This window comes from Paenibacillus kribbensis, assembly GCF_002240415.1.
In the GTDB taxonomy this organism is placed as follows: Bacteria; Bacillota; Bacilli; order Paenibacillales; family Paenibacillaceae; genus Paenibacillus; species Paenibacillus kribbensis.
The window spans coordinates 2,121,750-2,135,505 of the sequence record NZ_CP020028.1 but is presented as its reverse complement, the minus strand read 5'-3'; the positions used below and the strand labels follow the sequence as shown (position 1 = coordinate 2,135,505).

14 protein-coding genes are annotated in these 13,756 nt (G+C 47.4%); 2 read left to right on the top strand and 12 right to left on the bottom strand.

All coding sequences use genetic code 11. The features are described 5' to 3' along the window. Positions 1 to 39: 39 nt before the first annotated feature. From B4V02_RS09560 to B4V02_RS09530, 7 genes are all read right to left on the bottom strand, one after another. Positions 40 to 477, bottom strand: coding sequence for a hypothetical protein (locus B4V02_RS09560; protein WP_007431016.1), 438 nt, complete (start codon positions 475 to 477; stop codon positions 40 to 42). A 227-nt stretch (positions 478 to 704) separates the two neighbouring features. Beyond that, complete coding sequence (locus B4V02_RS09555; RefSeq protein WP_007431017.1) at positions 705 to 965, bottom strand: YlbG family protein; 261 nt, start codon at positions 963 to 965, stop codon at positions 705 to 707. 38 nt (positions 966 to 1,003) lie between these two features. Next, entirely contained in the window at positions 1,004 to 1,444 is a 441-nt protein-coding gene (locus B4V02_RS09550; protein WP_007431018.1) for a YlbF/YmcA family competence regulator, read from the bottom strand. Positions 1,445 to 1,548: 104 nt separating this feature from the next. Continuing rightward, entirely contained in the window at positions 1,549 to 3,591 is a 2,043-nt protein-coding gene (locus B4V02_RS09545; protein ID WP_094154605.1) for a helicase-associated domain-containing protein, read from the bottom strand. Between the two features lie 6 nt (positions 3,592 to 3,597). Then, positions 3,598 to 5,421, bottom strand: coding sequence for a DNA repair helicase XPB (locus B4V02_RS09540; RefSeq protein WP_094154604.1), 1,824 nt, complete (start codon positions 5,419 to 5,421; stop codon positions 3,598 to 3,600). 145 nt (positions 5,422 to 5,566) lie between these two features. Next, positions 5,567 to 5,995 (bottom strand): CBS domain-containing protein, encoded by a 429-nt coding sequence (locus B4V02_RS09535; protein ID WP_007431022.1) that lies wholly within the window; start codon positions 5,993 to 5,995, stop codon positions 5,567 to 5,569. Positions 5,996 to 6,092: 97 nt separating this feature from the next. Beyond that, on the bottom strand, positions 6,093 to 7,295 hold the full coding sequence (locus B4V02_RS09530; protein ID WP_094154603.1) for a M20 metallopeptidase family protein: 1,203 nt from the start codon (positions 7,293 to 7,295) through the stop codon (positions 6,093 to 6,095). A gap of 251 nt (positions 7,296 to 7,546) precedes the next feature. On the opposite strand from B4V02_RS09530, the gene ftsW reads away from it, so the two are divergent. Further along, entirely contained in the window at positions 7,547 to 8,800 is a 1,254-nt protein-coding gene (gene ftsW, locus B4V02_RS09525; protein WP_007431025.1) for a putative lipid II flippase FtsW, read from the top strand. A gap of 167 nt (positions 8,801 to 8,967) precedes the next feature. Here the strand turns inward: ftsW and B4V02_RS09520 are convergent, their stop codons facing one another. Beyond that, positions 8,968 to 9,333: an Asp23/Gls24 family envelope stress response protein gene (locus tag B4V02_RS09520; RefSeq protein WP_007431026.1), complete on the bottom strand. Its 366-nt coding sequence runs from the start codon at positions 9,331 to 9,333 to the stop codon at positions 8,968 to 8,970. A gap of 192 nt (positions 9,334 to 9,525) precedes the next feature. Between B4V02_RS09520 and cax the strand changes: the two genes are divergently transcribed. Continuing rightward, on the top strand, positions 9,526 to 10,596 hold the full coding sequence (cax, locus tag B4V02_RS09515) for a calcium/proton exchanger (RefSeq protein WP_007431027.1): 1,071 nt from the start codon (positions 9,526 to 9,528) through the stop codon (positions 10,594 to 10,596). 244 nt (positions 10,597 to 10,840) lie between these two features. On the opposite strand, the gene B4V02_RS09510 is transcribed toward cax, so the two are convergent. The 4 genes from B4V02_RS09510 to B4V02_RS09495 form a co-directional block, all read right to left on the bottom strand. Then, entirely contained in the window at positions 10,841 to 11,131 is a 291-nt protein-coding gene (locus tag B4V02_RS09510; RefSeq protein WP_094154602.1) for an Fpa/YlaN family protein, read from the bottom strand. Positions 11,132 to 11,271: 140 nt separating this feature from the next. Next, a complete protein-coding gene (locus B4V02_RS09505) occupies positions 11,272 to 11,514 on the bottom strand; it encodes an HPr family phosphocarrier protein (RefSeq protein ID WP_007431029.1) in 243 nt (80 codons plus the stop codon). Between the two features lie 91 nt (positions 11,515 to 11,605). Beyond that, positions 11,606 to 12,721, bottom strand: a complete 1,116-nt coding sequence (locus tag B4V02_RS09500) for an aminopeptidase (RefSeq protein WP_007431030.1) — start codon at positions 12,719 to 12,721, stop codon at positions 11,606 to 11,608. A 76-nt stretch (positions 12,722 to 12,797) separates the two neighbouring features. After that, positions 12,798 to 13,649 carry a hypothetical protein gene (locus B4V02_RS09495; protein ID WP_094156977.1) on the bottom strand — a complete coding sequence of 284 codons (852 nt, stop codon included), beginning with the start codon at positions 13,647 to 13,649 and terminating at the stop codon, positions 12,798 to 12,800. Positions 13,650 to 13,756: the final 107 nt, after the last annotated feature.

Sequence of the window (13,756 nt, the reverse complement as noted above, 5' to 3'; positions counted from 1 at the left end):
TCAGAACCGTCTGATTCATTACCGACTATGTTTATTTGACTATTTTTGCTTGCGAGCGCTTTTCATTAGTGTCATACGCCGCGAATGGCGTAACCATGAATAGTAGGACTTCAAGTCCCTGAGTTCAATCGTCTCTGACATCCGGCCCAAAAAGGTAATGACAATCATCTTGTGGAGCGGATTCCCCGCAATATCCATCTCGCCTGGCAACTCACCAAATTCAGCCACGACAACCAGATCACCATCAATTAAATATACATCCTCTTCGTTATGATAGTAGGACTCCATCCTATTTTGCTTCAGACATTCCCAAAGCCAGGCGGCGATATGATTCGTCTCGGACTGTTTCTGCTCTACCCGATCTAAGTAACGTGTTTTTGCATGATTTGTAATCACGATATCAGCGACTTTTTTATCACCCATCTCTACGTAGAACGGTTCGTATGTACTCCATCGCTGCATTGCCTTGTCACGCACGGGATCACTCTCCCCACCATATAGGTCTTTATATCTACCAATATATTCATATGTTACCTCAACAGACCCGGGACTACAAGTTACAAAATTGAAGTTTATGACTGGTTTTAAAGATTTTTTAGGTCTAACAGCATTAAGACATATTATGCAAAAGTCCTGACTTTATAAAAAAAAGCCAGCCCGTAGGCCGACTTTTTTATTAATTTACAACTTATAACATTCGAAGATTATATTTCATATTCCTTCATCTTTTCCTTTTCGTCGTTATACTCCGTCCTAATCTCATTTCGGAAAGAGCGTTCGACCTTGCGCACATAGGAAAGCCTGCGAATATTTTTGACGGTATCCTCTGCCCGATCCGCATTCATATAAATGACTACATAATGCATGCGCCTTGAAATGTAGTGGACATTCCCGTATTTCTCCAAATTGCGGGCAGCTTTGATATCGCTTACCCATATGATGTACCCTGTCCGCTCGGCAAACATTCGCTTCATCTCCCCTCCGTCGCTATCCTCCCTATGGTTTATCCGCAGGAGCACTTGCCTCCGCTACCGCATCCACCCTTTTTCACATTCGGATCATTGCTTGGGACCTTTATCGTGTCAGACACGGAAAATGCAATCGTTTCGGACATCGCATGAAGCATATCATCCAACGCCTTTTCCGCCCGTTTGAACTCCACAACTTCCTGGAATTGTTCCAGTTCCAGCTCAACGACCTTCACTGCGTCCTTCGCTTCATGATAGTTCGGGTGAAAATGTCCAAAACGCTCCGTTTCCGCGAATAACTCCTTCTTGGCATCCAGCTTGCGCACACACGCCTGAATAGACGGGTTCTGTTCCACACGCTGCTTCCAATATAAATAATCCGATACCTCGAAGGATCGGTTGACCATATCGCCCAATTCATAGGCGTTAATAAGCACTTCTGCCATATTGACCGTATTCAATTCGGCTACGCTCATGAATGTTCATCTCACTTTGTATAAAGTTCTACCTAGTAAAGTAGACTCATTCATCATACCACATCCTCCTTTTGAGAAGAAGGAGTTTCATGCACTTCCCGGCTCTACGATGTAAAAGGAACCAGCAGCCGCATATCTGACCATTCACCTGGCTGCAGGGTCGCGCGAACTGGTGCTTCAGCACCTTCTTCAGAGGCATACCAGCCTATGACACTCCACGGTTCGCCGGGAATCACCGATTCCGGTATCCATTTAACCTCTGCCCTGCCGATTCGCAATCCCACCGCCGTCTGCCAGTGAATCGCTTGTTCGATCAACTGCCGGGCAGTGGACACATGATAGCTTCTCCATTCTTTTGTCCATGAGGAGGGCACTGCGGAGCTTTCTGGAAAATAGTCGAGCGGATCAGGCAGCGTATGCTCCCGCTCATAAAAGTGCAGTGTTCGTCCGGTATAAACCAGACCTGCTCTCCCCTCCTGGGAAAATGTGAACTCGGCTGTGCCATCGTTTATCGTTATGTCATACGGGCAAATTTCACTGTCAGGACTGTCTGAGCTTATGTGATCTGTTACCGCTGCCAATGGATAACGGTGAATGGGCTCGTCCGTACCTTCCAGCTCCCGGCGCGGACTCAATCCAATTGCAGCAAGCGTCTTGCGGATTTTGGCAGCCGAGCGGGCCGGAATAATAAAATCCCGTTCGCCGATCCGTTCAAGCAGCCCTTCCAGCCCGGGATGGCGTGCAACAGTGTCTGCATCGTCATGTGTACCACAGCGCAGGAGTGTTACCGATGCAAATGCTGTTCGTCCGACACTGTCAGCCCACTGCTCCACAGCCACACGCACATGATCAGGTACACCTGTCTGGCTATGCTTATCCAGAAGGGCAAAAATCGCTTGCGCCTCCATACCCAGTTCAATTGCTTCTGCAACACTTTCTCTCGTGAGACGGTATACTGCCATCCGATCTCCTGTCACACGTTCACAGCAGCATTCCAGCTGCCAGCGAACATCATAAGCTACATCCGGCGGTACCAATATTTCAAAATCTGGCTGCATGTAAAAGGTCCCCTGCTCTTGATGCCCTACCTCATCCTGATATAGCCGAAGCATATCCAGCGGGGATACATTCCAGCGAAAGCACAATTCGCCCAATGCGCTTAGTCCCCAATCGCCCATTCCAAAAGCGGTCAAGGCTTTCAGCCAGCCTTTAATCTCATCCATGTCATGTTCGCTAAAGTTAAATTCAATAGCCGTACCCTCCTCAAAGGCTTCAGAACTTCCGGATGCAGCAGCAAATTCCAAAGGGGCACTAGTTTGGGAGCCCGTTCTGCTCAGGCTCTCCTGTGAGATCAGGCCCACCTGAAGCATCCATTGCAGCAATGACTTGACAGGCAGCCAGCCCTCAGCTCCTGCATACTGGGAGGCAGCGCACAGCATGTATCGAAAATGCTGCATAGACGCTTCGGCCTTGCCGTATCTTTCCATGAGTGTGATAAAGATATGCTTGCGCATTTGCCAAGCAGACAAATGAATCCAAGCTGCCAGTTCCGTTTCCTGAATGCGAAAGGATACCGCTTCCTTGACCAGCAGCCCCAGGCTCAGCAGCAAATCCATCATTACCGCCGTTTGCACCGGATACTGATCGGTGTGCGCGTACTGCAGTCCAAGTCCCTCCAGATCCTCTGAACGGAAGGGAGTCAGTTCGATCAATTTTTGCAATGATCGCTTATGTATGGTTCCTTTGGCCGTCAAAGGAACTCCCTGCTTCGCAATATGTGACAGCACGTGCAGCAGCTCTGCCTCCAGTCCTGTCTTTGCTTCATGTACAGTCACTGGATGATCTGTATGCATCATATTCATCGTACCTTGCTCTAACAACATATCGTACAAGTCAGGTAGCCGATGAAGCGGGATATATAAAATGCGTTCCCCCCACGATTTGGTAACTGCCTCCATCCAGCCTCGGGCACGCAATCCATGCAATGCCAGCTTCGTTTCGGCTCCGCTTAACACTCCCCTGGAAAGCTGCAAAGGCTCTTCTTCCTTCATAGGCTGTCCAGCGTACCGGATAAAACAGCGTGTAAGCACCAACAGTTCATCCGAAGTTAGCTCCTTCCAGTCGCCTTTCGTGTTCGTTACACCCATCCTAGATTACGCCTCCTTTTTCTTTCCACCATCTTCAGCCTCATCATCCAGGCTTCCCATAGCCTCTGCGGGACTGAATCTGCGAACTGCATATTCATAGCCCTGCTCAATCAGAAACAGCTGACGACGGGCTGCAAAATCGGTCTCCCTGCTATTCTCTGTCACCAGTGCATAAAAATAAGCTTTATTCTCACCGGGCTTCGGTCGTAAAATGCGGCCAAGCCGCTGCGCCTCCTCCTGACGGGAGCCGAAACTGCCTGATACCTCTATAGCTATAGCCGCATCCGGCAAATCCACCGCAAAGTTCGCCACTTTGGATACGAGTAAAGTCCGGATGGTTCCCTTGCGGAACGCATCAAACCACCGTACCCGCTCACTCTGACTCATAGTCCCGGTAATCAATGGCACGCCGAGTTCCCGAGCCAATATACGCAATTGGTCCAGATATTGACCAATAATAAGCGTAGGCAGACCGCTGTGCCGCTGCATCAGGCTACGTACTGCTTCCAGCTTGGCCGGATTTTCGGCCGCAATTCGGTACTGCTGTCTGCCCTCGGCACGCATACTGCGTTCCAATAGTTCAGCTGTCATCGGAAGCCGCAGCTCCACACAATCAACCTGAGCAATCCAGCCCTGTCGCTCCAGCTCCTTCCAAGGCATATCGTACCGCTTGGGCCCAATCAAAGAGAATACATCCCGCTCACAGCCGTCCTCGCGAACCAGCGTGGCTGTCAATCCCAAACGACGGGTGGCCTGAATATCTGCCGTCGCCCGGAAGACCGGGGCGGGCAGCAAATGCACCTCATCGTATACAATAAGTCCCCATTTCCGCTCGCTCAGCAGCTTCATATGGTCAAAGTCCCCGTCTTTGCTGCGACGATGCGTCAGAATCTGGTAGGTTGCCACCGTAATCGGGCGCACCTCTTTTTTCTGACCACTGTATTCCCCGATCGAATCATCCGGAATATCTGTCTTTTGCTTCAATTCCTCAATCCATTGCCGGACAGAGGTGGTATTCGAGGTTAAAATAAGCACTTCACACTGAAGCCGATCCATCACCGCCATACCAATCACAGTTTTACCCGCTCCGCATGGAAGCACCAGCACACCGCTGCCGCCCAAGCCGTCAGCACCTTCAAACGCATCAGCAGCCTCAACTTGATAATCACGGAGCTGCACCTGTGCTTGTCCTTGTCCCAAGGAAAAACGGAGCTGATTTCCCTCAAGATATCCGGCCGTATCGACTACTGGATACCCCAATCGAGTGCATTCCTGCTTGAGCAAGCCACGGTTTTCAGGCGGTACAGAAGCGCTCACTTCACCAGTACGAATCATTCCAAGCTGCCTCAGCTCCTGCTTGCTCAGCAGCTCCTCCAGCAAAGCCGGAGTATTTGCTGTCAGGGTTAAGCGATCAACCATTGTATAGCTGCTGACTGTACCCTTCTCCATGTTCTCACTTGTCTCATGCTCAACACGATATGCGCTAACAGTATCTGTGCTACAAGCTTGCACTCCCTCCGCTCTGGCCCGTGACAGCGTCAGCGTTCCGTATCTGGAAACGAGCTGTTCAATGTCCTTCAACAAATCACGCGGGATATCCCAACGGGACATGGAATGCAAACTATCTTGAATGTCCTCAGCACTCCACCCAAGGGCAGCCGCATTCCACAGAGACAATGGAGTGATATGATATGTATGAAAAGCAGACGGGCTTTTAACCAGCTCCGCGTAAACCTGCAACTGTGAGCGAGCAAACTCCGAACGAGGCAAGCCCATTTCCAGCAGGATGGTAAAATCACGTTGTACAATACAAGGATGTTCCGGATTCATAGTTACCTCCCGTCAATCTAACCAAACTTCATCCCAACTTTATATGATAAACAGCTTGTCCTATTATCCGCAGTCCAACCGGAATAGCAAGAAGTTCAACCCCTATTCGGATTGAACTTCTAGGCATGCCAACCTTATTTTTCTTCTAGTGGACCTGTTCGGAAATTTGGCTAAGGGCCTCACCGGCATTATCTGCAAATATATTGCGTACAGCCAAGTCGCCAATCGAAACAATCCCGATCAAACGATCTCCTTCGGTCACGGGCAAGCGCCGAATTTGCTGCTCTGCCATCAGCTCGGCTGCTTGGTCCACCGACATGTCCGCTCTGGCTGTGCGAATACCTGTCGTCATAACCGTATCGACCGAACTGGAACCAGAATGCTTGGCCGCATAGCCGCGAACGACAAGGTCTCGGTCCGTTATTACACCGATCAGCCTGTCACTGCCTTCCCTTTCCATAACCGGGATAAAACCAGTATCATTGTCCTTCATTTTAACTGCAACCTCATAAATATTGTCCTGTGGGGTCACCGTTACGCATTCTTTAGTCATAACTTCCTGAACCTTTTTCATGGGTACTCCCTCCTTTTCAAGAGTAGGTTACCCCATTTTATTAAGCTCATACTCCGATTTGACCCATTTCCGATTCAACTCACTTTTGGCATTAACTCTAAATATCCATCCCTGCATTTCGTTCTGCTGCATATCCGGTGGACATCGCAATAAACAAACGAACCGCATGGATCATGGCATCCTCATCAAAATCAAATTTGGGATGATGATGCGGATACACCGCATTTTTAGCCGGGTTCCCCGCCCCCACGAACATGAAGCAGCCTGGAACACGTTCCAAATAATAAGCAAAATCTTCAGCAGGCATCAGCTTTGACGCCTCTTTTACATTCGCCTCGCCAAAAACGGGCACAGCTTCCTTAAAAAAACGAGCAGCCTCATGCGCATCATTCACAACAGGCGGATATCCCATAATGTAGCGAATCTGTGCTGTTGTACCATATGTTGCAGCGGTAAGCTCCGTCACTGAATGCAACCGCTCTTTCATCACCGTGCGTGTTTCCTCATCAAATGTACGGATCGTTCCACTCAAGCGGCAGGTTTCCGCGATCACATTTTGCGCAAAGCCTCCTTGAATGGTCCCCACCGTCAGTACAGCTGGTCGCAAAGGGTCGACTGAACGACTGACGATACTTTGCAACTGCATTACGAGAGCTGAGCCCGCCACCACACTGTCATGAGAGGACTGGGGCATACCACCATGTCCACCCTTCCCTGTAATTTCAATATAAAAATCATCAGCTGCCGCCATCAGCGGCCCTGCGCAGCTAGCAGCGGTCCCGACTGGAAATGGTGTCCACAAATGAATGCCATAAATAACATCCACTCCTTCCAGTACACCCTCTTTGATTACATGAACCGCACCGCCAGGAAGTAATTCCTCCGCAGGCTGGAACAGCAACCGGATTTCACCTGCCAGCTCGTCACGGTTCAGACTGAAATAATGCGCCGTTCCCAGTAGTATGGATGTATGTCCGTCATGTCCGCAAGCATGCATAGCCCCATCCACGCCGGAACGATATTCACAATCCTTTTCATCCTGAATCGGAAGAGCATCCATATCTGCACGCAGCATCACAACAGGTCCGGGCTTGGCACCACGAATAGTACCTACAACACCGTGTCCTCCGACCTGACGGCGAACCTCTATTCCCCAACTCTCCAGCTTATCCGCTACAAAAGCAGCGGTGTTGCTTTCCTGAAAAGAAATTTCGGGATTCTTATGTAAATATCTGCGCCATTCCACCATATGTGCCTGCAATTGATCAAACCAGGACCTGTCTGTCGAATGTTGTGTCATTTTGCTCCACCTCTCCTTGTTAAAGCACCGGGCAAACTCCCGATTTCTGATAAATCTTGCAGCTTCATTGCGTACGCGCTATCATAGGTCTTCATTATTTATCCTATTGTAGCAGATATGGAATTGTTGCGATATCTGTTGCTCCATGGAGGTTGCAGAAGCCTAACAAACATACTATGATAAATGGATAAACGATAAAATGATATGTCTGCGAGGAATGTACCTTGCGACGAATACCGGGGGAAGCTGATATGAGAAATACGAAGCCGGAGGCTCGAAGAAGAGGCACACCGGATTTCCAATTGCTGATCCTCACTTTGTTGCTTGTTGGATTCGGTGTAATCATGGTATTTAGCGCCAGCTCCAGCGTAGCTCTGCTGAATAAAGATACCAATTTTGACTCTTTATATTTTGTGAAGCGCCAATCGGCATTTGCTGTACTTGGGCTTTTCATTATGTTGGTAGCTATGAATATCAAAATGGAAAAATATAAAAAGCTTTTTGTGCCTTTGTTCTTCATAACCATACTGTTGCTGGTTATCGTTCTTTTCACCGGCTCTCTTAACGGCGCAAAAAGCTGGATCAGGTTTGGCAGTATTGGATTCCAGCCGACGGAGCTTGCGAAAATCTCCATTATTCTTTACTTATCCGCACTGATCGTTAAAAAAGGGGATCGCTTTAGAGACTTGCGGACTGGCTACATACCTGTAACCGTCATTGTGGGCTTTGTTGCAGGACTCATCATGCTTCAGCCTGACCTTGGCTCCTGCTTCATTCTGGTAGCCACCAGTGGCTTGATTATTTATGCCGGAGGAGCCAGCATCAAGCATATTACGGCATCAGTCGCTCTGCTCGTGTTGGGTGCTTCCATCGTTTTTGGCATAGGATCGTTGTTTGGAGATTCCGGCGTAGATGGACAAGCTGTAGCGAAGCAAGATTACAAAGTTGGACGTTTTCAAGCCTTTCTCAATCCCATGGAACATAAACAGGGTGTCGGATATAATCTGGTGCAGTCCCTGCAAGCCATAGGTGACGGCGGTCTAAGCGGATCAGGATTTGGCAAGGGCATTATCAAGCTTCACTATTTGCCCAATTCGTTTAATGATTTTATTTTCTCCGTCATTGGTGAAGAATTCGGCTTTATCGGAACAGCCATCTTCCTGATGCTATATTTGTATTTCATTTGGCGTGGGATGCTTATCGCCCTTCGTTGCCGTGATCCGTTCGGGACGCTGGTGGGTACAGGTATTATGGGATTGATCGCCATTCAGGCATTCATTAATATCGGTGGCGTAACACAGACGATTCCAATTACCGGGGTAACGCTTCCCTTTATCAGCTTTGGTGGTTCTTCTCTGCTCGTGATGATGTTCTCTATGGGCATTATGCTCAGTATTTCCCGTGAAAACACCAAGCAGGCAGTACAGGAGCGCACGACAGGCGTAGCTATCCGCAGCGAAGTACCCAACCGCTTCCAAGCCCGTAGAACCAACCGTTATCGTTAAAAAAAGAACTTCCATATGACCACTTACAACAGTGGCTTTGGAAGTTCTTTTGTATATGTATATGCACATGGCTGTCCGCATAATGCTTTTACTGTAGGTCCACAAACAAAAACTGGCGATGCTACAACCGCCAGCTTTCGTGTTCTTATTCTATCCGTTAGATCCTTTTATACCGCGTCGTCCTTGAAGGCAACACCTTCTACTTTTACGTTCACTTCCACGACCCGCAAACCCGTCATGCTTTCGACGGCTTCTCGCACATTTTGCTGAAGTATTCGGGACACTTCATGAATAGGTGTTTCGTAAACCACGATAATACGTAGATCAATGGCAGCTTCGAGCTGTCCGACCTCCACAGATACGCCTTTTTGCACATTTTTACCGCTCAGCCTTTTGGCCCAGCCTTCTGATAAGCCGCCTGACATTGCAGCAATGCCTGGTGTCTCTAGTGCGGCCATCCCCGCAATTTTACCTACGACATCGTTGGAAATCTTGATGTTTCCTGCTTCCAGTTGTTGAATTTGCTCTGCCATGACCTATGTCCCCCTTCATGCATCCTTTATTTGTATTGTAAAGCCTCTGCCACTGCAAATGCAAACCTTACGTATGAAAAACGACTTTCGTTTACAACCTATACCATTTTGGGTATATTAATTTAGAAAATCCGTACAAGTGACAGCATTCATCAAACTTGTACACATCCACTGATATCGAGGTGCTCTTCATTGAAAAAATGGTTATCTCCCGCTTTGCTTATAGCGACATTTGCTCTTAGTGCAGTCGCTCATTACACGCATTGGAACGCTATCGCCCAATTCATCATTTGTGCCATCGCTGTCGTGTTCGTAGCTGGTTTTCTCGGCAAAGCGACCGAAAGCGTAGCACATTATGCCGGGCAACGTCTGGGTGGATTTTTAAATGCCACCTTCGGCAACGCAGCCGAACTGATCATCGCCATCTTTCTTGTCAAAGAAGGTCTTTACGATATGGTAAAGGCTAGTCTTACCGGGTCCATTATCGGCAATCTGCTGCTGGTCCTCGGAGCAAGTCTGTTCGCTGGCGGATTGAAATACAAGGTGCAAAATTTCAATGTATCGCTGGCCTCACTAAGCGGCTCGCTGATGATTGTGGCTGTGATCGCTTTATTCGTCCCGGCTGTCTTTTTGAATACACATGTCATCACAGACAACGAATCGGACACGCTCAGTCTCATTGTAGCTGGCACGCTCATTGTCGCGTATATTGCGTGGCTGATTTTTTCCATGATTACGCATAAGGACTATTTGGACGATGTGACCGAACAAAAGGATGAAGAATTGCCGCATGAGCATGTCCCGGTGTGGTCCAGAAACAAGTCCATTGCCTATTTGGTGCTTGCTACCGCCATGGTGGCTTTTGTCAGCGAATGGCTGGTAAAGACACTGGAGGTATTCACGGTTCAGTTTGGGCTCAGTGAACTGTTCGTAGGTGCGTTCCTTGTCGCGATTATCGGGAATGCAGCCGAACACAGCGCCGCCATTTTGCTGGCAATGAAAAACAAAATCGGCGCATCCGTCGAAATCGCAGTGGGCAGCAGCCTGCAAATTGCGCTATTTGTTGCGCCTGTGCTGATTTTTGTCAGTTACTTTATGGGAAACACCATGAATATCGTGTTCACCACGATTGAGCTGGTTGCCATTGCCGTCTCTGTATTTATCGCCAAATCCATTACTCAAGACGGTTCAACCAACTGGTATGAAGGTCTGATGCTGCTAGTGGTGTATATCTTGTTAGGTGTATCCTTTTTTCTTATATAAAGTTAACAGGTGCTCAAAAACGATGAATTCTCACTCTAAGGAAAAATTTGGATGTATTATGCTTGCACAGCACTATTCCGACCACTCCGCTTTTGTATTTCATTTTTTGAGTCCACTTATTGCAACAGCGATCATAAGAACAAATGAAACATGGAGTGGTCCAATGCATTACCTTTACACAAAAAGGCATCAAAAAAAAGCATGCTCTCAGACTCCGCATGCTCTCATTCATTCAACCGTCTTTCTAATTAGCCTTATTGTTCATGGCCTCATATAGAATAGCCAGATTGCGTTCCAGCTCACTGACCAGCTGTTTACCTGCCATTTCCGGAAGAAGTCCGGCGCGAACCGCAAAATCCACTTCCTTGGAAAATCCGTACATCTGAGTATCCAGCACTTCCTCATAGAGAGGGCAGTAACGGGTTGCCAGATTCTCCATCTGTACTTCAATAAGCTTCTTTATTTTATCTGCATCTTCCTGAAGCAGATTAATGGCCTTGATATTCAATTGTTCCTGCAAATCAGATGAAGTCATGGATTCTTCCCCCCTATGTCTCAATGTCGCACAAGACGTCCTAACCTTAATATTAGACCAAATTGCAGGCTAATACAAGAACCTGACAAAAAAAGCATCCCTACAGTTACAGGTAGGGATGCTTCTGCTTATGAATAAAGTTAGGTGGCTACTGAAATGTGCAGTCCGTGCTTCTTGAATACCTCAATAATTGCTTCTTTGGCTTCCTCAGCATCAGGCCCGTGAACGTGCAGTTCATAACTGTGGCTGCTGACCAAGGTCGTAAACAAGCCCAGTATGCTTTTCACATCAATATACTTATTTTCGGAATGAAGGACGATGGAAGAGGTGAATTTGCTCGCCGTCTGTGCAATTTCAACAACCGCCGCATTATTGTTGGACATCGTAAGATCCCTCGCTTTACTGGATTGTCATGTATCACTGCTCATTCATTATGATACATTGAAATCGCTTTCTCATCAAGAAGGGATATCGCTATTTCAAGTTTTCAGGATTTAACGGCTCCAGCTCAGGCAATACAAAAATACCATCTTTACGGATCAGAACATCATCAAAATAAATCTCACCGCCGCCATATTCCGGACGCTGAATCAATACCAAATCCCAATGAATCGAAGAACGGTTACCATTATCCGCTGTTTCATAAGCTTGACCCGGTGTAAAATGCAAGCTTCCAGCAATCTTCTCATCAAACAGAATATCCTTCATCGGATGTAAAATGTACGGGTTAAACCCGATCGCAAACTCGCCAATATAGCGTGCTCCCTCGTCAGAATCCAGAATATCATTCAGTCGTTTCGTATCGTTGCTCGTTGCTTCCACGATTTTACCATTTTCAAAACGGAATTTGACATTCTCAAAGGTGATGCCATTATAGAGTGTTTGCGCATTATAGCTAATGGTTCCGTTAACGGAGTCACGTACAGGCGCACTGTAGACTTCACCATCTGGAATATTGCATTGACCCGAGCATTTAACGGCCCCGATTTGCTTGATAGAGAAATTCAGGTCTGTACCTGGCCCCTTGATCCGCACCTTGTCTGTGCGATTCATCAGGTCTGCCAGCGCATCCTGTGCTTTGTCCATTTTAGCGTAGTCCAGATTGCACACATCGAAATAAAAATCTTCGAACGCTTCTGTGCTAATGTTCGCCAATTGAGCCATGCTGTCATTCGGATAACGCAGCACGACCCATTTTGTATGTTTTACCCGTTGCTCGCTATGTACCGCATGTTGATAAATGGAATTATACATTTTCATTTTCTCTTCTGGTACATCTGACAGATCATTTACATTTTCTCCTGCGCGAATCCCGATGTAGCAATGCATTTGCTTCATCCGGTTGAGGTCAATTTCAGCCCAGGTTTCCAGCATTTCCTTTGTCGCATGGCGAAGCATGGCACTCTGTACTTTACGGTCCGTAAGCTGAACAAAGACATTGCCGCCTTTTTTGCCCACTTCATGAATGATGGCGTTAAGCAAATCGCGCTCCCCACCGATCATTTCAATCAGCACATTTTCTCCTGGCTGCACTTCAACTGAGTATCCTACCAGGTTTTCAGCCAATTTAAGTACTCTGGGATCTTTCATGAATTGTCTCTCCTTCTCTATTTCATTCTTTTTGAACAATGGTTAATTCAAAATCCATTGTATCATGCCTGCCCCGTTACTTGTAGTCCTCAAAAGCAACTCTGGTAATAAGTGCTTCTTCATGCACTTCTTCATTCGCTTCCTGCCTGGAAATTCGGCAATCCGATGATAGCTTCAAGGGTAAGCCCGTTTGGCGATCTATAGTCAAATGATACACAGCCTGCACAACGGAATGCTCCAACTGGCGGTTCAGTTCCTCGCAGCTTTGCACCCATACTTGGTTCAGCTTTTGTTGCACCTCTTGATTTGAACCTTTATCCTTCGTGCCTAATATCACAATTTGATCATTTATTGTTCTCATTTCTTTCATTAAACGTTCTTTCAACCAATGCTTTGCCGAGGCGGGTTCTAGCTCAATCCGGACCACCCAGGTTCCCCTCGCAGCACTGGCCTCCATACGAATCGTCTTATTTAGCGTGTTTAGCTCCTCCAGCTCCTGAATCGGATTAAAGCGATCTAACATGCCTTCGCCAGCCACAGTGTTATGGCCAGATGCCAGTGCATTCCATTTTCCATGCTGACGAACAAAACGTGCATGTGTTATTTCCTGCCCGGATTTGCCTTTTTTTAGTGCTGCATAGTCACCACGCTTACGAAAGACCTCCGTAGAGCCCCAGTCCATGGCCAGTTCATCGTGATTACTTACGATCCCACGATATTTAAACTGTTTATGCATAGGCAGACCGTTGCCGACTCTAACTCCAGTCCGCCCAGTAAACGTTAGCATCTCTTTGCCCGCTATTCCTGCAACGGCTCTTTTAAAAATCTGCTCAGGTGTATATTGCCGTCCTATTAGCGCACAGCCACTCAACAAACACATCACAAGTAATATAAAGACCATCATAACCCATTGTTTTCGCCAATGCATCCCATCATCCGCCTGTTCTATCCCGAACATCACTGAATCCTTGAGTAACATTCTACTCTGAGGCAATCATGTTGTCTGGTTTACTTATTCGTGGTAAGGCTAGCTTC